Below are 21,870 nucleotides of genomic sequence, written 5' to 3'. Positions count from 1 at the left end.
ATAAAAAAACCGCTGTATGCGGTATCTTTTATCGACCGTTTTCTTTGAGAAAATGGTCGGAGCAGTAGGATTCGAACCTACGACCCCCTGGTCCCAAACCAGGTGCACTACCAGGCTGTGCTATGCTCCGCTTTCAACTTTAAAAGTTGGGGTGAATGATGGGATTCGAACCCACGACAACCGGAATCACAATCCGGGGCTCTACCAACTGAGCTACATCCACCATCGTGTTCTTGCTTGTGAATAACCAATATAACGCATTTTAAATTACAGGCATAAAAAAACCGCTGTATGCGGTATCTTTTATCGACCGTTTTCTTTGAGAAAATGGTCGGAGCAGTAGGATTCGAACCTACGACCCCCTGGTCCCAAACCAGGTGCACTACCAGGCTGTGCTATGCTCCGAATTGGGGTGAATGATGGGATTCGAACCCACGACAACCGGAATCACAATCCGGGGCTCTACCAACTGAGCTACATCCACCATCACAACAAGTTTCAGATTCTAGTATCAGAACACCATTAAAATGGCGCGCCTGACAGGATTCGAACCTGTGACCATCCGCTTAGAAGGCGGATGCTCTATCCAACTGAGCTACAGGCGCATTACCGATGACATAGACTATCACGCGATTTTTGCCTTGAGAAATTGGTCGGAGCAGTAGGATTCGAACCTACGACCCCCTGGTCCCAAACCAGGTGCACTACCAGGCTGTGCTATGCTCCGTTTCATCTCAGCTTTCGCTGTATCGCATATCGTGCGGTACGGTGTGCATTCTAGGCGTGACGTTGATTAACGTCAACACCTATCTTCAAAAAAACATAAAAAATCATTTCAAGCGATTATTTATCAAGCACTTTAATCATTTTTCAAGCAAAAATTAACGTTTTAAACTGGCGCTAAAATTCAACATCCGATCTAAAGGCAATTTAGCACGCTCAGCCAATGCCGGATCTACAAAAATTTCCTGATCGCCTTTTTGTAAAACTTCCAGAATGCCATCCAATTCATTCATCGCCATCCAAGGGCAATGCGCACATGAACGACAAGTCGCTCCCTCACCTGCCGTCGGTGCTTCGATGAGAATTTTATTCGGCACAGCTTGCTGCATTTTATAAAAAATACCGCGATCTGTTGCCACGATTAAACGTTCGTGTGGCAAGGTTTGTGCAGCCTTGATCAATTGCGAGGTGCTACCGACGGCATCTGCAATATCCACCACAGATTCTGGTGACTCTGGATGTACCAAAACTGCTGCATCAGGATACAGCGCTTTCATATTGGCAATACCACGTGCACGGAACTCTTCATGGACAATACATGCCCCATCCCATAGCAACATGTCTGCACTGGTTTTCTTTTGAATATAGCGACCGAGATGCTGATCGGGTGCCCAGATAATTTTTTCACCTAAATTATCTAAATGCTCAACAATTTCAACAGCACAGCTCGAGGTTACCACCCAATCTGCACGCGCTTTCACTGCCGCCGAGGTATTGGCATATACCACAACCGTATGATCCGGATGTGCATCGCAAAATTTGGTAAATTCATCGACAGGACAACCCAAATCAAGTGAACATGTTGCCTCTAGAGTAGGCATCAGTACGGTTTTCTCAGGAGATAAAATCTTCGAGGTCTCCCCCATGAATTTCACTCCTGCAACCACCAACGTCGTTGCTTCATGATCCCGACCAAAACGTGCCATTTCAAGTGAATCCGAAACGCATCCACCGGTCTGTTCTGCTAGTTCCTGCACTTCAGGATCACAATAATAGTGTGCAACAAGGACAGCGTTACGTTTTTTGAGTTCCGCTTTAATTAATTCAAACTTTTCAAGCTTTGCAGCTTCCGTTAAGTGATGCTCTTTAACATCACCCAAACGATCCAAATGCGCTTGTACAATTGATTTTGCTTCATTTGCAATTAAGTTGTTTGCATTATTCATTACAACGTCTTCTCTATCCTTAATGCCTGCTACTACACAGGTGCTTCACAACTGACCCATAAATATGGTACTTGGCTATTTTTTACCGGTCATTAAAAAGTTCCACTTATAAAAAAGCCTCACAACGGAGGCTTTTCAAAAACATCAAATATCTTATGAACGGTAATCTGCGTTAATCTTAACATAGTCATACGACAGGTCACAGGTATACACAGTATCTCGCGCACTGCCACGTCCTAAATCTACACGGATCGTGATCTCAGATTTCTCCATCTCTGCAGCCCCTGCTGCTTCGGTATAATCTGCTGCGGCACCACCGTCTTTACAGATTTGAACATCACCTAACCAGACCTGAATTTTTTCAACATCTAAGTTTGGCACACCTGCATAACCAATAGCTGCCAAAATACGGCCCCAGTTTGGATCTGATGCGAAGATTGCAGTTTTAACCAACGGTGAATGTGCAATGCTATAAGCAATATCACAACATTCTTGAGTATCTGCGCCGCCTTCTACCGCCACAGTAATAAACTTCGTCGCACCTTCACCATCACGGACAATGAGCTGTGCAAGACGTTTCATTACACGTGTTAACACGTCTAAAACAGCAGCATAACGTGAATCTGATTCTGAAGTAATTTCTACGCCACCAGCTTGGCCCGTTGCAATCAAAATACATGAGTCATTCGTTGAGGTATCACCATCCACCGTAATACGGTTAAACGACAGGTTAACTGTAGTTTTCAAAAGCTGTTGCACCAGCTCACGGCTAATGGGTGCATCAGTCGCCACATAACTCAACATGGTCGCCATATTTGGACGAATCATGCCTGCGCCTTTAGAAATACCTGTCATGGTATACAGGACGCCATCTAACTCAAATTGTTCAGATGCACCTTTAGGTGTGGTATCTGTGGTCATAATGCCCGTTGCCGCTTCCAACCAAGCGTCTTCTTGCAAACTGTCTAATGCCGGTTGCAAGCCTTGAACCAAACGATCAATAGGTAATTGCTCGCCAATTACACCCGTTGAAAAAGGAAGGACTTCTGTATTTTGAACACCAGCCAGTTCTGCCAGTTTCGCACATGTCGCTTCAGCATTTGCCATGCCAATTTTGCCAGTACCTGCATTGGCATTTCCGGTGTTAATCACTAAATAACGTGGATTACCTGCTAATAAGTGCGCTTTAGAAATATGCACCGGTGCTGCACAAAATGCATTTTGAGTAAAAACGCCTGCGACATTAGAGCCTTCAGCAAATTCAAAAATGACAAGGTCACGTCGGTTCTGATAGCGCACATACGCTTCAGCCGAACCGATTTTTACACCTTTCACCACATGCATCTGTGGCATAGATACGTCACCAACTGCCATTTTTCAACGTCCAACTATATGAGTTATAAAAAATACAGCTTAGTGCAAAATCTATAAAAAATCGAGCAGAAGCACGGTTTTGCTGTAATTTTATTGAGCATTTCTTTTGCACATAAAAAAACCAGCCTTTCGACTGGTCTTTATCGCTGTTCGTCGTAAATTAGTTACGCGCAAGCTGAGTTGCTTCATCAAGAAGCACTTGTTTCGCTTTTTGTTGACTCGCAGCAGAAAGTGCTGGGTTTTCAGCCACAATACGGTCAGCATTCGCCGCATTGGCTGCTGCAATTTTTGCAGTTTGCAATACGATTGGACGATTTGGATTGGCAAAGGTATAACGAATACCCGTACGCGGGCTTGCTACAGTCACTTGACCGTCAGTACCAATCTGTACTTGAGTTGTTGTTGGACCAACTGCTTGTTGAACTTTCTCTAAAGAAGTCGTCTGAGGAGCGTTTGCAAAGGCAAAAGTTGGCAAAGCCAAAGCAGCAATCATGAACGGTTTTAGTACTTTTTTCATTGTCTTTTCCGTCTTACGGTTATTGATAGAAACTAAATAACATTTAATCCGCTGCACTGCAAATACTATTCAGGTCAGATCAGCTGAGTAAATAAAAAATCAGAGCGCGATGGCTCTGATTTATTTGAAATTAAACAATGCTGTTTAAATTTTACCGTGACATTGTTTATATTTTAGACCTGAACCACATGGGCACGGTGAGTTACGGCTTTCTGGCGGAACAATCACTTGCTCTGCAGGTGTGTATTGCGCATCGATAACATCATTACCATTGGCTTCAGCCAACAAATTATCAAAGTCGTTGTGTGACAACTGAAGATTCATTGATTCAGCTTGAGCCTGTTTTTGAGCTTCCATTTCTGCAAGCTCTTCGGCTGTAGGCACATGAATACGAGATAAATCTGTCACGACATCGGACTTAATCACAGCAAGCATGTTTACAAATAAGTTAAAGGCTTCTTTTTTGTATTCTTGCTCAGGATTTTTCTGCGCATAACCACGTAAATGAATCCCTTGACGTAAGTAATCCATTGCTGCCAAATGCTCTTTCCAATGGCGGTCCAATGAATTCAACATAAAGTGACGTTCGAGCATTGCAGCCGTTTCGTCACCCATTTGCGTACGACGTGAACGGTAGTGCTGAAGAACTTCATCAGTAATACGTTCAACCAAAGCCTCTTCATCCAAACGACGATCTTGCTCTAACCACTGCGAAATTGGCAATTCAATCGATAGATCTTCACGTAGCGCCTTTTCAAGACCTTCTATATCCCACTGATCGTGAATAGACTCAGGTGGAATATATACTTCGATCATGCCTTTAGTCACATCCTGAATCATTGTTTCGATGTAATCTTGTAAAGACGGTTCAACAAGAATTTCATCACGTTGCGAGTAAATAATCTTACGTTGTTCGTTGTTTACGTCATCGTATTTCAATAAATTTTTACGAATATCGAAGTTACGTGCTTCAACTTTACGTTGTGCATTTTCAATCGAGCGTGACACCATTTTATGCTCAATAGCTTCATCTTCTTTCAGACCCATGGCACGCATCATTGCAACCACGCGATCACCTGCGAAGATACGCATCAAGTCATCTTCAAGCGACAAGTAGAAACGTGATACACCTGGGTCACCTTGACGGCCCGCACGACCACGTAACTGGTTATCGATACGACGAGATTCATGACGTTCTGAACCAATGATGTGTAAACCACCAGAGTTCAGTACCATTTCATGATTTTGTTCCCACTCTGCTTTCAAACGTGCTTCGTCTGCTTCAGTCGGCTCTTCAATCTTCGCCAGCAACGCTTTCCAGTTACCACCTAACAGAATATCAGTACCACGACCAGCCATGTTAGTCGCAATGGTCACTGCACGCGGTGAACCCGCTTGCGCAATAATATCCGCTTCACGCTCATGTTGTTTCGCATTAAGTACTTCATGTTGAATACCAGCTTCTTTCAGCTTATCTGATAAAATTTCAGAGGCTTCAATGGTTGCTGTACCAATCAGAATCGGCGCAACACCCGCTTCATGAATACGTTGAATTTCTTGAATGATGGCGTTGTATTTACCTTCACGATTTAAATAGATTAAATCGTTTTGGTCATTACGAATCATCGGGCGATGGGTTGGAATAAGTACAACATCCAAGCCATAAATTTCTTTCATCTCTGCAGCTTCAGTATCTGCAGTCCCTGTCATCCCTGATAATTTCTTGTAAAGACGGAAATAGTTCTGGAATGTTGTAGTTGCTAAAGTTTGGTTTTCAGGCTGAATTTCCAAACCTTCTTTTGCTTCTACTGCTTGATGCAAACCTTCTGACCAACGGCGACCCGGCATTGTACGACCAGTGTTTTCATCGACAATGATCACTTCACCTTCGTGGATGATGTAATGCACGTTGCGTTGGTATAGGTAATGCGCACGAATGGCCGCAGAAACATGGTGTACCAAGTTTAAATTAGCAGATGAATATAAACTTTCACCTTCAGCAAGCAAGCCCATTTGAATCAATTCAGCTTCAACAGTTTCATAACCGACTTCGGTCATTTCTACAGAGCGCTGTTTTTCGTCAATCCAGAAGTGACCGCCATCTGGTACCTTTTCTTCTTTTTGTGCATGAAGTTTTGGTGGAATGCTGTTAATTGCAGCATACAACTGAGATGAGTCTTCTGATTGACCAGAAATGATCAACGGTGTACGCGCTTCATCAATCAGGATCGAATCGACCTCATCGATGATGGCATAGGTTAAGCTGCGCTGTTTTTTCTCAGCAGCAGAAAACACCATGTTGTCACGCAAGTAATCGAAACCGAATTCGTTGTTGGTACCGTAAGTAATGTCAGCTCGATACGCTTGAGCTTTTTCAGTTGGGTCTTGCATTGAGTAAATAATCCCAATGCTTAAACCTAAAAATTCGAATAATGGACGGTTTAATTCAGCATCACGCTGTGCGAGATAGTCGTTCACCGTAATCACGTGAACACCTTCACCACTAATCGCATTGAGGTAACAAGCAAGCGTTCCCATGAGGGTTTTACCTTCACCGGTACGCATCTCTGCGATCTTACCTTCATGCAAGGTAATACCACCAATCAGCTGTACGTCATAATGACGCATGCCCATGACACGCTTCGCAGCTTCACGACAAACAGCAAACGCTTCAGGTAATAATTTATCAAGGCTGTCGCCTTTTTTATAACGTTCTTTGAATTCTTCAGTTTTTGCAGATAAGTCTGCATCGCTTAGAACAGATATCGTCGGCTCGAGCGCATTAATCTTCTCTACGATTTTACGCATGCGTTTGAGTTCGCGCTCATTTTTGGTACCGAAGATTCCTCCGATCAGACTTGCCAACATGAATAGACTCTCTAAATCTTGCTTGTCAAATGAATATATTTTCTTAGTCGTTATTATGGTGCTAGAAATTCGAAGTACAAGGGTTTTGCACAAAAATCCCCTTAAATATTCTGCGCTCGGGTTCTAGCCCCGGAGACTTAAGGCAAGCTAATGTAACAAATTTTCTGCAGACAACATAGTGACTCTGTCGTGAGATATTTCGCATTTATCCCCCAATAAAACTGTTTTATATGAGATATATTCATAAAGAAATGAAAAAACACTATTTTTAATCATAAAAAAAATCCTTCATATTTATTTTCAAGTTAAACAAATTCAATAAATACGGGGATATTCCATGACGATTCGTTTAGGTGATACTGCACCAGACTTTACTCAAGACTCAAGCGAAGGCAGCATTCATTTTTATGACTTTTTAGGTGACAGTTGGGGCATTTTATTTTCGCATCCTGCCGATTACACCCCAGTCTGCACCACAGAACTTGGATTTACCGCAAAACTAAAAGATGAATTTAGCAAACGTGGTGTCAAGGCCATTGCCCTGTCTGTTGATGATGTTGAGTCGCATCATGGTTGGATTAACGACATTAATAATACTCAAAATACCACGGTCAACTTCCCGATCATTGCAGACAAAGACCGTAAAGTGTCTACCCTTTATGATTTCATTCACCCCAATGCCAGCGAAACATTAACTGTTCGCTCTTTGGTGATCATTGATCCAAATAAAAAAGTCCGTTTAATCATTACTTATCCTGCATCTACAGGGCGTAACTTCCATGAAATTTTACGTGTCATTGACTCTTTGCAACTGACAGACAACCATAAAGTTGCAACACCGGCCAACTGGCAACAAGGTGAAGATGTGGTGATTGTGCCGTCATTAAAAGATGAAGAGGAAATCAAACAACGCTTTCCTCAAGGATATAACGCAGTTACGCCTTACCTTCGTTTAACGCCTCAACCTAAGTGAGGATAAAACGGAGCATTACGCTGTCCGAGCGCAAGATAAGAAGCTCTGCTGTGAGTGACCAAAGCGAAGGTACAAATTTAACTATTTTTAAGCGCAGCACCTAAGCAAACTAAGTATCATAACCATAGTTAATATAGTTTTCCCCCTTCAGAACGAATGACGAGCCCGTTCTGGCATTCTCCAACCTGCTCATCTCCGGATGAGCTTTTTTTGATTACAAATTCCTCTCAGGGATTAGATTGGTTAAACATCACAATTCCGTTATAACTAATAAAAACTTGAAAACAACAAACCGTGATTCATCAAATTCATCATTTACATTGTGGTAGTTTTTGTCCAACGTGTGCTCCTTTATTTGGACAGAAAGGCTTTCGCGCACATTTGGTCTGTCATTGCCTGCTCATTGAAACCGATAAAGGGCTCGTCTTAGTCGATACAGGACTGGGCTTACAAGATTATTTGCATCCACAAAATCGTTTAGGTCGGTTTATTTCACGCACAGCGCAGATCAAATTTAATCCGCAACTGAGTGCGATTCATCAAATTCAAAAATTAGGCTTTAAGGCTCAAGATGTTCAACACATTTTGTTGTCACACTTAGATTTTGATCATGCAGGCGGGATATCAGATTTTCCGCAGGCGACCGTGCATGTCTTAGCCAGTGAATATAACGCCACTCAAAACATTCACAGCATTAAATCACGACTGCGCTATCGACCACAGCAGTTCCAACAGCATCGTTATTGGAACTTTATTGAAAACATCGGGACTAAAGCATGGTTTAACTTAGAGCACACTGCCGGTCTGTCTATTTTTCAAGATGACATTTTAATGCTTCCACTTTTGGGACATACCGCGGGTCATGCCGGTATTGCAGTAAAAAATAACCATCGCTGGTTGTTATATTGTGGCGATGCTTATTACTCACAGCATCAATTAAATCCAAATTTTCATTCGCGGGCCTTAAATCAGCTTGAGCGTTTATTTGCCACCGACAATACACAGCGACTGCACTCCCTTCATAAGATTCAGCAGTTAGCGCAGCATCCGGACATCGATCTCATCTGTGCACATGACCCATTAGAATTCGCTCGCTATCAGAATACAAGCTATGACCGCTAAAATCCTACCAATGATCCTCCTCAGTGTTAGCTTCAGCTTCACGGGTTGCATGACATCAAATCCATTACCGTTAAATGAACGTCCTCAGCATTGGGGAAAAGTCGTTCATCAACAGCATAATTTTTATCAGATCAGCCCAACATTATTTCGCAGTGAACAACCTGATGCAGATCTCGCCCCTGTTCTACGAGAACAGCAAATCGATGTGATCATAAATTTACGTTCACGGCATCATGATCCAGAACGCTTAAAAAATGCTATTGATATGCAAAAGATTAAATTTGTACATATTCCGATACACACATGGCAAATCGATCGTGAAGATTTACTGGCAGTGATGAAAACCATAAAAGAAGCTGAACAACAGGAGCAAAAAGTGTTAATCCATTGCTACCACGGCTCAGACCGTACAGGCGTGAGTGTGGCCATGTACCGTATTATTTTTCAGCATTGGTCCATTGAGGAAGCAAAACGTGAAATGAAACAAGGTGGCTATGGCTTCCACCCTATTTGGAAAAATATTGACCGATTATTCAGTCCTGAAAATGTAAAATGGATTCAGCAGCAACTACTGAATCCATCTTATTAAAGGTAAATCCTCATATAAACTTAGCGTTTATCGAGTGGTACCCAATCAATCACCCAAGCCGATTTCATATTCAAACTTGCATCTGAATTGATCTTTTTACGTGTTGCGTCCGCAGCATCACGGTCCTTCGAAGGACCGACCATAATACGAATGCCTTTAGATGTCGGACTCTTCGTCACTTTATAGCCTTTTGCACGTAATTTTGCAGCAACAGCATCTGCATTGGCTTCATTAGCAGCCAGTGCAACTTGCACCATCCATTGCTTATCGCCATTTTCCAACAGATCACGTGCTTTTTCAGCTTCAGCTTTTTTCTTGGCTTCGGCTTTACGCTTTTCTTCTGCCTTGTGTTTTTCTTCGGCTTTACGCTTTTCTTCAGCTTGTTGCTTCGCTTCGGCTGCTTTCTTATCTGCTGCTTTTTTCTCAGCTTCAGCATGTGCTTTACGTTCAGCTTCTTTTTGAGCATCCGCTTTACGTTTTGCTTCGGCTTTTTGTTTATCTGCTGCGATACGTGCCTGATCAGCCTTTTGCTGCGCCGACTGAGTCTCTAACTTTTTTTGAGCCGCCAACTTATCCTCAGCTAAACGATTTTGCTTGGCTTTTTCATCTTCAACCAATTCGGGCGGAATATTATCCGAACTTTGTTGAGCTGAACGATGTGCGTTTAAAGCCGCATATTCTTCTGCTGCTTTACGTGCTGCATCCGCTTCCGCTTGTTGTTGCATCGCTAAAAATTCTGCTGCACGTGCTTCTTGCTCCGCAACCGATTTTTCACGGGTACGTCGTTGTTCTTCGAGCAAACGCTTTTCAGTTTCAACATCAACAGTCAATGATGACATTTTACCCGCACCCTGACCTTGTTGCTCAACTTGAGCCATTTCAGGGGTTTGGCTTTGATTTTGATGTATTTCTTCTTTGCCTTTAAGTAAAAGTGCGGCCAGCAGTACACCACCACCTAATAAAACAACACCACCCATCCAGCGTTGTTTGTTATTCATTGACATTCTTCCAGATACTCCCATACCGCTTCTAAGGTATGAAATGAACCACATACCAGAATCAGCTGATTATTCTTTGTTTCTTCCAGCGCGGACTTAAAAGCTAATTGCACATTGTCATAATGTTCTACGACTTGATGCTGCAGTGCGCTATCCAATTGTGTGATAGATGCCGCACGTGGCACATTTAATTGTGCAATTTTCCACATTCTTACCGTATCTTTCAATAAGTTAACGACAGAATTTATGTCTTTATCAGTCAGCATGGAGAAAACGCTGATCACTTCTGTGTATTGTTTATTGTACTGGAGAAAATTTCGCAATTGCTTTAACAAAAATTCAACACCATGCGGGTTATGTCCCGCATCGAAAATCACCGTTTTTCCTGCAATTTCTCTAACTTCAAAACGGCCTTGTAACTTGGCATTGATAATCCCCTGAGCGATCGACTGCTGAGAGACCACCAAACCACTGGCTAATATTGCTGCTACAGCCGTAGAGATATTTTCGAGTGCCAAAGAACCCACGGGGAGTTTTAAGGTTGAACCTGATGAGGCAAACATCCAAGATTGTCCGTCATCACTGTACTGATAAAAATAATCACGATTGAGTACATGTAAAGCAGCTTGGCAATCTTCTGCTTTTTGACGAATGGCTTCAGGCAGTACTTGCTGTCCACCAAAAATCACGGGAATATTCGGACGAATAATCCCAGCTTTCTCAAAAGCAATTTTTTCAATGGTGTCGCCTAACCAATCGGTATGGTCTAAACCAATATTGGTAATCACTGCAACATCTGGATCGACGACATTGACCACATCAAGTCGACCGCCAAGGCCCACTTCGAGGACCCATACATCGCAATGTTGCTGTTTAAAAATAACAAAAGCGGCCAAAGTGGTCGCTTCAAAAAAAGATAAACTTAATTCACATTCACGACGCGCCTGATCAACAGCTACAAAAGCATCAATCAGGGTTTGGTCGGCCACTTCAACACCTTGAAGCTTTACACGTTCATTGAATCGATAGATATGCGGTGATTGGTATAGCCCCACGTTATAACCTTGGGCATTTAAAATCGCAGCCAAAGTGGTCGTGGTTGAACCTTTACCGTTTGTTCCCGCGACCGTCAGCACTTTCGCATCAGGCTGGGTTACGCCCAATCGATCTGCAACAGGAATTACCCGCTCCAGTCCTAAATCAATACCCGTAACATGAACATGGCTCCAATAATCGAGCCATGTGTTTAAAGAATCAGTTGCAAGTGGTGCTGTGTTCAAGGCAAGTTCATCAATTTCGCTACAATACGATAAACTGTATCACGTAATGCATGACGGTGGACAATTTGATCGACTACACCATGATCAAGCAAGTATTCTGCACGTTGGAACGGTTCTTCCAATTTTTCACGTACAGTTTGCTCAATTACACGCTTACCAGCAAAACCAATCATGGCTTTCGGCTCAGCCAGATGAACATCACCGAGCATTGCCAATGATGCAGTTACACCACCATAGACTGGATGTGTCAACACCACTAGATAAGGCAAGCCTGCATCTTTCATTTTTTGGATGGCAGCAGATGTACGCGCCATTTGCATGAGTGACAACATGCCTTCTTGCATACGCGCACCACCAGAAGCAGCGAAGCAAATAAGCGGTTGTTTAGCTTTAATCGCAAGTTCAGCAGCCTGAACAAAACGGTCACCTACAACAGTACCCATTGAACCGCCCATGAAATCAAATTCAAATGCAGTTGCAATCATTGGAATGCCTTTCAGCGTTCCTTGCATCACCACTAAAGCTTCTGTTTCACCGGTTTTCTTCTGCGCTTCAGACATACGGTCTGGATACGCTTTGCTATCTACAAATTTAAGTGGATCTTTGGCTTTAAATTCTTGACCCAATTCTTTTTGTACTTGGTCAAAGAACCAGTTCAAACGATCACGCGCTTTCATTCGCAAGTGTTCATCACACTGTGGACAAACGTAGGCATTAAATGACATCGCAGTACGAGTCACAAGTGCATGACACTCAGGACATTCAATCGTCGGCTCAGTAAATGTCGCCTTTAATGCTTGCTGTTCATCAGGTACATGAATACCTGGTACCGCACGCTCTGTCCATGGCGTAGATGCGCTCAGAATTTTGCCTGTTTTTGCGTCTTGACTCATACTAACTCATCGAGCGCAGCTCGAAGCTCCTTCACTTTATTCACTGTTTCGATTACAGCTTGTTCTGGCGCTAAGTTTGCAAATTGTTTAACAAAAGCACTACCTACAATCACCGCATCCGCAGCAACACCCATGGCTTTCGCCGATGCTGCATCACTGATACCAAAGCCAACGCCGACAGGTACATGAGTATACGATTTGATTTTTTGAATACGTGCCGCAGCTTCAGCCACGTCTAATGTCGCTGCACCTGTCACACCTTTCAAAGAAACATAGTAGATAAATCCACTGGCTTGTTTCACCACATGCTGAATACGTTCATCAGTGGATGTTGGCGCAAGTAAGAAGATTTGATCCATGTCATATTTTTTCAATACTACATCTAGATCTTTTGCTTCTTCTGGTGGAAGGTCCACCAAGAGCACGCCATCTACACCGCATTCATGTGCATAGGCAACAAACTTTTCATAGCCGATTACTTCAACGGGGTTTAAATAGCCCATCAGTACCACGGGTGTTTCTGAATCGTTTTTACGGAACTCTTTCACCATGTTCAAGGCATCTAGAGTATTGGTTCCTGCAGCAAGCGCACGCTCCGCGGCAAGTGCAATAACAGGACCATCCGCCATTGGGTCTGAAAATGGAAGACCCAATTCGATCACATCTACACCTGCCTCAACCATTTGATGTAACAAAGGTACCGTTACTTGTGGATGAGGGTCACCAGCCATAACATAAGAAACCAAGGCCTTACGCTGTTGAGATTTAAGCGTTCCAAATCGAGTGGCTAAACGTGACATAGGGTTATACTTTCCTTGAATGAATCAAAACTATGATGTGGGTTTTGTCGAAATACAAGACATCGCATTGTAACGCTATTTTTTACCCATTGAACAGGGTATACAATCCTCAGTCGGCATTTCTCATGCAAACATAATTTTCCAGAACAACCCGAAAGCATCATTTACCGATATTTCAGTTTTTTTCACAATGATCAAAGATGCCTAATTTTAGGATCTGGCAAAATTATAAGGTTTTAGATTAACTTAATTTTATCATCAAAAAAATGTTAAAAATAACAGGCTTAGGATTTACATTTTAATTTTCCTTAAATTGCAAAACCTGCTTTATACTAGCCGCATACTTTTATTTTTTTATCTCCTATGTCCTCCGATTCACAAGTGAAAATGCCTGCTCGGGCATTTGCACTGCTCCCGCTTATTGTTTTTCTGACCATTTTTTTGGGCAGTGGTATTTACCATTCCATCATTGGAACTGAGTTTGCGTTCTATCAAGTGAAAGCCCCAGTCGCTGCTCTTCCTGCAATTGTATTGGCAATTTTGCTCTATCGCGGCAAGATAAATGACGCGATTGATACATTTATGAAAGGTGCCAGCCACCCGAATTTGATCTTAATGTTCATGGTCTTTATGCTCGCTGGTGCTTTTGCCAGTGTCAGCAGTGCCATCGGTAGTGTCGATGCAACAGTGCAATTCGGACTATCGGTAATTGCGCCTGAGTTCGTGCTGCCTATGCTGTTTATTATTGCGGCCTTTATTGCCACAGCGATGGGAACCTCCATGGGCACTATTGCAGCCTGTGCACCAATTGCCTTTGGTTTTACACAAGTCACCGAAATTGAAGTGGTGTATGCCATTGGTGCTGTGGTCGGCGGTGCTATGTTTGGTGATAATCTGTCGATGATTTCAGATACCACCATTGCTGCAACGAACAGTCAAAAAGTTCAGCTTCGCGATAAATTTAAGGTCAATGTTTGGATTGCTGTTCCTGCATCGATCGTCAGCATCTGTATTTATTTATTCATGAGTCAAGGCTCACAAGCGATTGAACACAAAGCCTATAATGCGTGGCTGATCTTGCCGTATTTAGCCGTATTTATTTTGGCCTTTTCACGTTTGCACGTGCTTGCTGTACTGACTATTGGTGTCTTACTGTCTAGCTTGATTGGTTTGGTCATTCAACCTGAATTTAATTTTTTAAGCTTAAATAATTCTATTTATGAGGGCTTTACCGGCATGTTTGAAGTTGCCCTGCTTTCTATTTTCTTAGGTGGTATTTCTGCCATTATGCAAAAAGAAGGCGGTTTAGAATGGCTGATTCAACGTATTTACAGCATGACACGCTGCTTTAAAGTTGGTGCTGAACGCGCAGGTGAAATTGGTATCAGTTTCTTGGTGATTTTCTCCAACCTATTTGTAGCAAACAACACTGTCGCAATTATTTTATCTGGTGACATGGCACGTGAAGTCGCGAAAGAATATGGTGTAGACCCTAAACGTGCTGCTGCACTTTTGGACATTTTCTCTTGCGTAGTCCAAGGTCTCATTCCTTATGGCGCACAGCTGTTACTGGCTTGTTCGATCGCAAAACTTTCGCCTGTGGAACTGATTGGTAGAGTGTATTACTGTTGGGTCTTGGCAATCTTTGCCATCCTTGCCATTTTACTTCGGTATCCAAAATTAAAAGCTGCGGCATAAGTTTGGCTTTAAAGAAAAGCGGTCGTTTGACCGCTTTTTTTATGTTGTTTGAAAGGCTTTTCTTAACGAGCAATCTGCAAGTTTTATTCTAATCTCAAGGCTTTTTTTCGCGCTAATAATGTCTCTCCGCTATATGCCTTAAAAGCACGTGCCAAAGCAGACTGATCTGAATAACCTAGCTGTAAAGCGATATCTGTCAAATGGGTTTGTTGTGAAAGTAGATATTCACAGCGTTTCATCCGTTCAAGCTCCAAAAGCCGTTTAAACGAAGTGTCTTTCTCCTGTAACTGTCGTTGCAGGGTTCTGACTGACAGATGTAACTCCTCTGCTAACCATTCTATTTTAGGGGCTTGCTGCTGTAATTTGAGATAATCTGCTATGCATTGTTGCATCTGTTGAATTGGATCTGAATGTTGCGGACGAGCGGCGATCGCCTCTTCGGCCTGACGTAATAACAATTGCATCAGTGACGGATCAGCAAGTTCTGACTTTAAATCCAAACTGTCTGCATGAATCACAAATGAATATTTAAGGGTCGAAAATTCCATTTGGCAGCCATAAAACTTTTCATAGTGATAACGTGCCATCCGCGGCGCATGGGCAAAATGAATGCGGAGTAACTTTAAAGAATCTGGAAAAATTTGCTTGGCCAAATGTGCCATACAGGCCATGGTCAACTCATTCACCAAAGCATATTCATCATCATGCTGTGGCCAAAACAGAATAATTTGATGATCTTGATGGCTCATATTCATCGGCACAATTTGCGCCCCATCAATCACCAAACGACTAAATCGCATCACATATTGCAAAGCATCTGCAACGCTATTACTCAGTGTCGCCATATAGCCTAACACCCCAAAATGCTCCGCACGAATATACTTGGCCATTTCAAAAACCAATTGCGGACAATCCAGATGCTGCTGAGTCAGTTGCATGATGCTGTTAAAAAAAGAATTCGGCGATTGAGAGTCGATCGGCAAAGACAGCACATGCTGAATTTGCGCAGCATACGGCGCAATCCATTCGAGCTGTGTATAGTTTAATTCACGCTCAATTAAGACCATATTCCACAGTTGGAAGTAACCATTTGGGATCTGAATTTCAGCCATCTCGCCCCTCTTTCTGACCTGCCAATTCTGACATTTTATATTTTCATCATGGCGTAAAATGTATAAAAATTGGCAATATCTGTCAAAACAAAGTGCAATTTCTCCGACATACTGCAATCAATACGACTCGCACAGAAAAAATATCATGAATGCTATCGTCAAATATCAAGTCGAACCCATTGTTCGCACAAAGCTGAATTTTAAGTTAGAAGAAATCCCGCGCTATTGGTTTGGCGGAGACCCCTTTTTAACACGTATGTTTGATGCCTTGAGCCTGACCTTTCCTGATGGCGAGCGCTATTTCATTGAATCTGTACGTCTGTTCCGTAGTCAAATTCAAGACCCTGATTTACAGCAACGTGTCGCTGACTTTATTCGTCAAGAAGCACAGCACGGTATGGCGCATGACAAAATGAACATGTTAATGAAACAACAAGGCATGCCTGTCGATGCATTCATTAAACGTCTAAATAAAATTTTTAAATTTGAACTGAGCAAGCGCTCACCAGAATACAACATTGCCATGACGGCTTCCGCCGAGCATTTAACTGCGCTGATGGCTGAAACGTTCTGTAGCCAAAAGTCCGTCTTAGAATCTGCGCATCCTTATGTCCGTGCATTATTTATTTGGCATGCGATAGAAGAAATGGAACATCGCGATGTGGCTTTTGATGTGATGAAAGATGTGGCGAAGGTCGATGAAAATCTAAAGAAATTTACTTTGGTCTGGACCAGTGGATTGATGCTTGGCTTTACCTTATACCGTGCTAATGTGATGCTGAAACATGACGGTTTCAGCTTCACTGAACGTTTAAAATTAAATATGAAAGGCTTACCGTGGTTCTTTGGTAAAAATGGCACCCTCACCCGAATGAGCAAACCATATCGAGATTGGTTTAAAAAAGACTTCCATCCGAGTCAGCATCCCATTGTGCAAAATTATGATCTTTGGTTAAAAACTTATGAAGAAACCAATGATCCAATTCAAGCTGCAGAAGTGTTTTGGCAAGCTGCAAAATAAAAACTGAATAAAAAAAGCCGCATCGATTGCGGCTTTTTTATAGGCTTAGACTTACCATTTTGCATAGTGCTGCTCAAGTAAACCATATTCATTTAAGAATACAATTTCTTCGCCATCACGTTGAATTGTACCGCTAATTTTTGCCTGCCATTGACTGAACTGACTACCGACCAATCTTAAATTCAGGTTTTCATAGCGCCGCCAACCTGTGGTGACGATCAAATTTAAGCTGTTGTCTAATGAACTAATATTCCATTGATTATCGCCTTGTTGCTGGAACAGCACATCAGACATGGCATATAGATGTCCATTGACCCACAGACAATTTTCATTGCCAAAGCTTTCATTTACACCAGAGGCAAGATTGATCCCAACGCGTCGATTTTGACTATCCCAAAAGTTACACGACAGCCAAAACCATGCGGTTTCAGGACGAAGAAAACCACAGGTATCATCTAAAGACACCAATGTCCGGTCATGAAATTGAATGGTTTTGCCTTGCTTATTGATAAAGAAACCTTCACAGCCTAAAGTCGTCAATTTTTGAGTATAGGTCCAACCATTAATCCCTGTGGGGCTACACATACTCAGCGGATCAGTCCCTGCACAAAACACTCGAGCGCTCAGTTTGAGTTCGCCATGTTTCGACATTTGAATGTATCGCACACCATTGGCATGCTGAATGTCCAGTTGAATCCCTGACTTAATAAAATGACTCTGATTAAATAAAGGTTGTTCATCTAAAACGGTATTGCGTGACAGGAAATTAATCGAATTCCATTCCAACACTTCATTCGTAATATGGTCATACACATAGACAAAACCGTGCCCTGCCCACGCGATATCGGCAATTGCTAGACCAATCGTATAATGTTCATGCTGAATGCAACAAAATTTAAATTTTTTATATTTTAAACGCTTACGCCAACCTTGAAGTCGTTTTCCATACGGTGTCTTATATTCATACTTACTTAAATCGATTCGATTGGGAAGTTCACTAAAACGCCCATAATGCGGCTGTCCATTCGGCCGTATTAAATCCATATACGCCATTCCATTGAGGTTTAAGGTCTAAATCCTGAATGTTATTATGCCTATTATTTAACGCCTGAAAAGACAATCCATCTGATTTCAGGCGAATATCACAAAAAAATATAAAAGCTGACATTTCAGCTCTTAATCATCACAAATGTTCATTTATTAAGATGTAATCATTTTTCCATGAATTTTGCTGGCTATGCGGCGTTTCAACCAATTCGATATAGCGCCCATACACATGATCAATCGCAATACAATCATCAACATCTAGGGTTCGGTCGGTATGCTGTTTTTGCCAATGTGACTCAAAAAAAGCCTTGCCTCGTTGTTTTGCAACAACGGCATTTTGTCCTGTCACCAAAACATAACGATGTAATTCACCAAATTCGCGGGCATCATATCCCCCGAGATTAATCAGCCATAATTTTTCATCTTCAGCTCGGGGCGCGGCATCACAAAATTGGATACGATAATGCCGATTTTCAGTGCTGACTGTATGTACCTGTGCCCAAGCATCAATATGTAAGCCTTTTTGCTCACCAAACCATGCCGTTCTCAGTTGCGGATAAACCTCTTCTAATGCGTTACCCACTGCAAGAATGACATCATGCACTTCGATATTTGCTCTTGGATGGCGTCCGCCGAGCATCACCATAAATAAACTGGACACAATCTCCCCCTATTTTTGACTTCAACTGCCCACATAGGGCTGAAGTAATTTCAACAAAATCACGCCGCCTAAAGAGAGTACTGCATTGTTGACGAAATGAATGAGTAAGACATGCCAAATGTTACGCGTCCACAAATAGATGAGGTTGAGAAATAGGCCTGCCGCCATAAAACTGATGGTCGCAATCAAATCGCCATCAAAATTATGATAATGTATCAAGCCGAATAAGATTGAGTTCAGCAAGACCAAAATCACTCGCCACAGCCACGGCTGTACAAACAGCTTTTGCAGCAAGGTATAGCGGAAAATAATATCTTCAAGCAAAGCGGTAAATAATGGCCCAAGACTGATGATCAGCAAGCTAAAAAACGCAATCGTATTGGGATCAATGGTCGATTCTTTTTCAATGTTCTCACCAACGGGCAACAGACTGCGTGTAAAAGAAATCACTACTTGTAAAGCGACTGCACCAACAACCACCAACAGGCTTGAGCGCCAAAAGGCCTGCTTATACTTTTGCCAGTGCGTATATAGCATCGTTTTATAGAGCCAACATACGGCAATAAATAAAATACCGCGAAAGATCGAATCACCCAAAGCAACCTGAGCTGAAACACCAAAAAATTGGTCTAAGAGATAACTGTTGAGCAAGATCAGCGGAAGAATACACAGCGCAAAAGTATCACGCCATTGCCAAGAAATATGGGTTGGAAAGGATTCTGCACGAACCAATTGGGTAAACGTCATTGTTATAAAGTCTTTCTAAAGCGATAAAATTTCCGCAGTATTGTGATTTATTTCACACTTTTATTCTGCATCTGTTTTGTAGTGATTTGCCTCAATAAAATTTTCAGCCCAAAAAAAATCGCGCGGAATGACTTCTGCGCGATTTTTTCTTGACCATCTCCACTTGCGAACTCAGAATATATTCCGAGATTCTCATCCCAAAGGGAGAGGCTGAAAAGCGAAATTACATCTCAACCATTTCCACGCCATCAATGCGGGCAACGGTCATTAAATCTTTATCGCCACGGCCTGATACAGTCGCAATAATGATTTGGTCTTTGTCCATGGTCGGTGCAAGTTTCGTCACATAAGCCATCGCATGTGAGCTTTCTAACGCAGGGATAATACCTTCAATTTGGGTTAAATCACGGAAGCCTTGTAACGCTTCAGTGTCATTGATAGGCACATAGTTCACACGGTGCATATCTTTGAGGAAGCTATGCTCAGGGCCTACACCTGGATAATCTAGACCTGCAGAAATTGAATGTGTTTCAATGATTTGACCTTGATCATCTGACATCAAGTACGTACGGTTACCGTGAAGTACACCGACATGACCTGCGTTTAATGGTGCAGAATGCTTGCCCGTTTCAATGCCGTAGCCTGCCGCTTCAACACCGTACATTTTCACATCTTCATCATTTAAGAATGGATAGAATAAGCCCATTGCATTTGAACCGCCGCCCACACATGCCACCAAGGCATCTGGCAGACGGCCTGCTTGTTCTTGAATCTGTTTACGTGCTTCACGGCCAATGATCGATTGGAAATCACGAACCAATTGCGGATATGGGTGTGGGCCAGCCACAGTACCAATCACATAATAAGTAGAGTCAACATTGGTTACCCAGTCACGCATTGCTTCGTTCATCGCATCTTTCAATGTTTTTGAACCGCTTTCCACAGGTACGACCGTTGCGCCAAGCAAACGCATACGGTATACGTTCATGGCTTGACGTTTTACGTCTTCTGCACCCATAAACACCACACACTCAAGGCCTAAACGCGCTGCAATCGTTGCCGTTGCTACGCCGTGCTGACCTGCGCCTGTTTCCGCAATAATACGTTTTTTACCTGAAAGTTTAGCCAGCAAAGCCTGACCAATCGTGTTATTCACTTTATGTGAACCTGTATGGTTCAGGTCTTCACGTTTTAAATAAATTTGCGCACCACCCAACTCTTTCGACCATCGCTCAGCATAATACAAAGGACTAGGACGACCGACGTAATACGCCAAGTCACGGTCGAATTCTGCCAAAAACTGAGCATCATCTTTCATGCGGAAATAGAGTTTTTCTAAGTCCTTAAGTGCTGCCATTAGAGTTTCTGACACAAAACGCCCGCCATGAATACCGAAATGCCCTTGTGCGTCAGGGAATTGGGTATAGTCAATCTTATTTTGCTGATCCACGATGGACTCCTTGCATAAAGCGTTCTATGAGTTGTTGGTCTTTAATACCTTTTGCCGATTCTACACCACCACTCACATCTACGGCGTAAGCACCAGTGATTTGAATCGCTTCTTCAATATTTTCGGGCTTTAAACCGCCCGCCAAAATTAAAGGAATATCGAGTTTTGGGAACTGTGCCCAGTCAAATCTATGCCCTGTACCGCCTTTCAGTTCTGGATGCCATGCATCGAGCAGTACGGCGCTTGCCCCTGCCTGCTGAAAAGCTTGGATTTCGGCAATCACATCCAGTTCAGGTTTCATCTGAATGGCTTTATACCAGCGGCGCCCAACGGACTGCGCAATTGTTTGGCACTGTTCAGGGCTTTCATCACCATGAAACTGCAGGATATCTACAGGTGAAATTTTTAAAATATCCTGTATGTCTGCAGCCGATGCATTCACGAATAAACCCACTGTCTGCACATACGGCGGCACATGCTGAATCAGCTCAGCAGCTTGCGCTGCCGTTACACTGCGCGGGCTTGGCGCAAAGAATACAAATCCGATCGCATCTGCGCCAGCTTGGACGACAGATTGGATATCTTGAGTACGTGTAATTCCGCAGATTTTGGCACGGGTTCGCATGTTGTTTTGGCTCTGACTCCGCCCTATTCACAGCCTATCTATGAATATAAAGGCGAATCATTGTAATGCAATTTTCATGCATTGCGTGGATTTTCAGCATGATTCCACTGCAAAAATAAAAAGCCCTGAATGTTCAGGGCTTTTTG

19 protein-coding genes and 6 tRNA genes are annotated in these 21,870 nt (G+C 42.7%); 5 read left to right on the top strand and 20 right to left on the bottom strand.

The window, feature by feature from the left end; genetic code table 11:
• Positions 1-53: 53 nt before the first annotated feature.
• The 10 genes from FTV27_RS12500 to secA all read right to left on the bottom strand — a co-directional run bounded on the left by FTV27_RS12500 (position 54) and on the right by secA (position 6,708).
• Positions 54-130 (bottom strand) — tRNA-Pro (locus tag FTV27_RS12500).
• A 17-nt stretch (positions 131-147) separates the two neighbouring features.
• Positions 148-223 (bottom strand) — tRNA-His (locus FTV27_RS12495).
• A 105-nt stretch (positions 224-328) separates the two neighbouring features.
• Positions 329-405: transfer RNA gene (locus FTV27_RS12490), tRNA-Pro, on the bottom strand.
• Between the two features lie 3 nt (positions 406-408).
• A tRNA-His gene (locus tag FTV27_RS12485) sits at positions 409-484 on the bottom strand.
• A gap of 44 nt (positions 485-528) precedes the next feature.
• Positions 529-605: transfer RNA gene (locus FTV27_RS12480), tRNA-Arg, on the bottom strand.
• 45 nt (positions 606-650) lie between these two features.
• Positions 651-727 (bottom strand) — tRNA-Pro (locus FTV27_RS12475).
• Positions 728-881: 154 nt separating this feature from the next.
• A complete protein-coding gene (gene nadA, locus FTV27_RS12470; RefSeq protein ID WP_180078806.1) occupies positions 882-1,949 on the bottom strand; it encodes a quinolinate synthase NadA in 1,068 nt (355 codons plus the stop codon).
• Positions 1,950-2,102: 153 nt separating this feature from the next.
• Positions 2,103-3,323 carry a bifunctional glutamate N-acetyltransferase/amino-acid acetyltransferase ArgJ gene (gene argJ, locus FTV27_RS12465; RefSeq protein WP_078194124.1) on the bottom strand — a complete coding sequence of 407 codons (1,221 nt, stop codon included), beginning with the start codon at positions 3,321-3,323 and terminating at the stop codon, positions 2,103-2,105.
• A gap of 160 nt (positions 3,324-3,483) precedes the next feature.
• Positions 3,484-3,840 (bottom strand): hypothetical protein, encoded by a 357-nt coding sequence (locus tag FTV27_RS12460; protein ID WP_180035848.1) that lies wholly within the window; start codon positions 3,838-3,840, stop codon positions 3,484-3,486.
• A gap of 144 nt (positions 3,841-3,984) precedes the next feature.
• Entirely contained in the window at positions 3,985-6,708 is a 2,724-nt protein-coding gene (gene secA / locus FTV27_RS12455) for a preprotein translocase subunit SecA (RefSeq protein ID WP_180078805.1), read from the bottom strand.
• Between the two features lie 337 nt (positions 6,709-7,045).
• Here secA and FTV27_RS12450 point away from each other — a divergent pair, with 337 nt between their 5' ends.
• From FTV27_RS12450 to FTV27_RS12440, 3 genes are all read left to right on the top strand, one after another.
• Positions 7,046-7,681, top strand: a complete 636-nt coding sequence (locus FTV27_RS12450; protein ID WP_078194127.1) for a peroxiredoxin — start codon at positions 7,046-7,048, stop codon at positions 7,679-7,681.
• Positions 7,682-7,975: 294 nt separating this feature from the next.
• Positions 7,976-8,803: an MBL fold metallo-hydrolase gene (locus FTV27_RS12445; protein ID WP_180078803.1), complete on the top strand. Its 828-nt coding sequence runs from the start codon at positions 7,976-7,978 to the stop codon at positions 8,801-8,803.
• Complete coding sequence (locus FTV27_RS12440; protein ID WP_180078801.1) at positions 8,793-9,392, top strand: dual specificity protein phosphatase family protein; 600 nt, start codon at positions 8,793-8,795, stop codon at positions 9,390-9,392. Before FTV27_RS12445 ends, FTV27_RS12440 begins: the two co-directional genes overlap by 11 nt.
• Positions 9,393-9,412: 20 nt before the next feature.
• Here FTV27_RS12440 and FTV27_RS12435 read toward each other — a convergent pair whose 3' ends face one another.
• The 4 genes from FTV27_RS12435 to trpA are packed head-to-tail and all read right to left on the bottom strand — an operon-like array spanning position 9,413 to position 13,363.
• Positions 9,413-10,390: an SPOR domain-containing protein gene (locus FTV27_RS12435; RefSeq protein ID WP_180078799.1), complete on the bottom strand. Its 978-nt coding sequence runs from the start codon at positions 10,388-10,390 to the stop codon at positions 9,413-9,415.
• Positions 10,387-11,670, bottom strand: coding sequence for a bifunctional tetrahydrofolate synthase/dihydrofolate synthase (folC, locus tag FTV27_RS12430; RefSeq protein WP_078194131.1), 1,284 nt, complete (start codon positions 11,668-11,670; stop codon positions 10,387-10,389). Before folC ends, FTV27_RS12435 begins: the two co-directional genes overlap by 4 nt.
• Positions 11,667-12,563, bottom strand: a complete 897-nt coding sequence (gene accD, locus FTV27_RS12425; RefSeq protein ID WP_180005414.1) for an acetyl-CoA carboxylase, carboxyltransferase subunit beta — start codon at positions 12,561-12,563, stop codon at positions 11,667-11,669. Before accD ends, folC begins: the two co-directional genes overlap by 4 nt.
• Positions 12,560-13,363 (bottom strand): tryptophan synthase subunit alpha, encoded by an 804-nt coding sequence (gene trpA, locus FTV27_RS12420; RefSeq protein WP_180078797.1) that lies wholly within the window; start codon positions 13,361-13,363, stop codon positions 12,560-12,562. Before trpA ends, accD begins: the two co-directional genes overlap by 4 nt.
• A gap of 363 nt (positions 13,364-13,726) precedes the next feature.
• Here trpA and FTV27_RS12415 point away from each other — a divergent pair, with 363 nt between their 5' ends.
• The gene (locus FTV27_RS12415; RefSeq protein WP_180078795.1) at positions 13,727-15,061 is read left to right on the top strand and encodes a Na+/H+ antiporter NhaC family protein; all 1,335 of its coding nucleotides are present in this window, start codon (positions 13,727-13,729) and stop codon (positions 15,059-15,061) included.
• An 83-nt stretch (positions 15,062-15,144) separates the two neighbouring features.
• On the opposite strand, the gene FTV27_RS12410 is transcribed toward FTV27_RS12415, so the two are convergent.
• The gene (locus tag FTV27_RS12410) at positions 15,145-16,173 is read right to left on the bottom strand and encodes an AraC family transcriptional regulator (RefSeq protein WP_180078793.1); all 1,029 of its coding nucleotides are present in this window, start codon (positions 16,171-16,173) and stop codon (positions 15,145-15,147) included.
• Between the two features lie 145 nt (positions 16,174-16,318).
• Here FTV27_RS12410 and FTV27_RS12405 point away from each other — a divergent pair, with 145 nt between their 5' ends.
• Entirely contained in the window at positions 16,319-17,194 is an 876-nt protein-coding gene (locus tag FTV27_RS12405) for a metal-dependent hydrolase (RefSeq protein WP_078191325.1), read from the top strand.
• 51 nt (positions 17,195-17,245) lie between these two features.
• Here FTV27_RS12405 and FTV27_RS12400 read toward each other — a convergent pair whose 3' ends face one another.
• The 5 genes from FTV27_RS12400 to FTV27_RS12380 form a co-directional block, all read right to left on the bottom strand.
• Positions 17,246-18,238 carry a DUF2804 domain-containing protein gene (locus tag FTV27_RS12400; RefSeq protein WP_078194136.1) on the bottom strand — a complete coding sequence of 331 codons (993 nt, stop codon included), beginning with the start codon at positions 18,236-18,238 and terminating at the stop codon, positions 17,246-17,248.
• A gap of 139 nt (positions 18,239-18,377) precedes the next feature.
• Positions 18,378-18,902, bottom strand: a complete 525-nt coding sequence (locus FTV27_RS12395; RefSeq protein ID WP_180078791.1) for a DUF1543 domain-containing protein — start codon at positions 18,900-18,902, stop codon at positions 18,378-18,380.
• 21 nt (positions 18,903-18,923) lie between these two features.
• Positions 18,924-19,649: a CPBP family intramembrane glutamic endopeptidase gene (locus FTV27_RS12390; RefSeq protein ID WP_180078789.1), complete on the bottom strand. Its 726-nt coding sequence runs from the start codon at positions 19,647-19,649 to the stop codon at positions 18,924-18,926.
• 223 nt (positions 19,650-19,872) lie between these two features.
• Positions 19,873-21,099 carry a tryptophan synthase subunit beta gene (gene trpB, locus FTV27_RS12385; protein WP_180024528.1) on the bottom strand — a complete coding sequence of 409 codons (1,227 nt, stop codon included), beginning with the start codon at positions 21,097-21,099 and terminating at the stop codon, positions 19,873-19,875.
• The gene (locus FTV27_RS12380; protein WP_180078787.1) at positions 21,083-21,724 is read right to left on the bottom strand and encodes a phosphoribosylanthranilate isomerase; all 642 of its coding nucleotides are present in this window, start codon (positions 21,722-21,724) and stop codon (positions 21,083-21,085) included. Before FTV27_RS12380 ends, trpB begins: the two co-directional genes overlap by 17 nt.
• Positions 21,725-21,870 lie beyond the last annotated feature (146 nt).

It is taken from the genome of Acinetobacter sp. YH12251 (assembly GCF_013417465.1).
GTDB classification, from domain to species: Bacteria; Pseudomonadota; Gammaproteobacteria; order Pseudomonadales; family Moraxellaceae; genus Acinetobacter; species Acinetobacter amyesii.
Note: the sequence above shows the minus strand (reverse complement) of the source record. Positions and strands in the feature narration are given on the sequence as shown.

What these genes read in the sequence shown, in the direction of transcription:
- nadA (WP_180078806.1), bottom strand. Translation starts at nt 1,949, where the DNA reads ATGAATAATGCAAACAACTTAATTGCAAATGAAGCAAAATCAATTGTA.
- argJ (WP_078194124.1), bottom strand. Translation starts at nt 3,323, where the DNA reads ATGGCAGTTGGTGACGTATCTATGCCACAGATGCATGTGGTGAAAGGT.
- FTV27_RS12460 (WP_180035848.1), bottom strand. Translation starts at nt 3,840, where the DNA reads ATGAAAAAAGTACTAAAACCGTTCATGATTGCTGCTTTGGCTTTGCCA.
- secA (WP_180078805.1), bottom strand. Translation starts at nt 6,708, where the DNA reads ATGTTGGCAAGTCTGATCGGAGGAATCTTCGGTACCAAAAATGAGCGC.
- FTV27_RS12450 (WP_078194127.1), top strand. Translation starts at nt 7,046, where the DNA reads ATGACGATTCGTTTAGGTGATACTGCACCAGACTTTACTCAAGACTCA.
- FTV27_RS12440 (WP_180078801.1), top strand. Translation starts at nt 8,793, where the DNA reads ATGACCGCTAAAATCCTACCAATGATCCTCCTCAGTGTTAGCTTCAGC.
- FTV27_RS12435 (WP_180078799.1), bottom strand. Translation starts at nt 10,390, where the DNA reads ATGAATAACAAACAACGCTGGATGGGTGGTGTTGTTTTATTAGGTGGT.
- accD (WP_180005414.1), bottom strand. Translation starts at nt 12,563, where the DNA reads ATGAGTCAAGACGCAAAAACAGGCAAAATTCTGAGCGCATCTACGCCA.
- trpA (WP_180078797.1), bottom strand. Translation starts at nt 13,363, where the DNA reads ATGTCACGTTTAGCCACTCGATTTGGAACGCTTAAATCTCAACAGCGT.
- FTV27_RS12415 (WP_180078795.1), top strand. Translation starts at nt 13,727, where the DNA reads ATGTCCTCCGATTCACAAGTGAAAATGCCTGCTCGGGCATTTGCACTG.
- FTV27_RS12410 (WP_180078793.1), bottom strand. Translation starts at nt 16,173, where the DNA reads ATGGCTGAAATTCAGATCCCAAATGGTTACTTCCAACTGTGGAATATG.
- FTV27_RS12405 (WP_078191325.1), top strand. Translation starts at nt 16,319, where the DNA reads ATGAATGCTATCGTCAAATATCAAGTCGAACCCATTGTTCGCACAAAG.
- FTV27_RS12400 (WP_078194136.1), bottom strand. Translation starts at nt 18,238, where the DNA reads ATGGATTTAATACGGCCGAATGGACAGCCGCATTATGGGCGTTTTAGT.
- FTV27_RS12390 (WP_180078789.1), bottom strand. Translation starts at nt 19,649, where the DNA reads ATGACGTTTACCCAATTGGTTCGTGCAGAATCCTTTCCAACCCATATT.
- FTV27_RS12380 (WP_180078787.1), bottom strand. Translation starts at nt 21,724, where the DNA reads ATGCGAACCCGTGCCAAAATCTGCGGAATTACACGTACTCAAGATATC.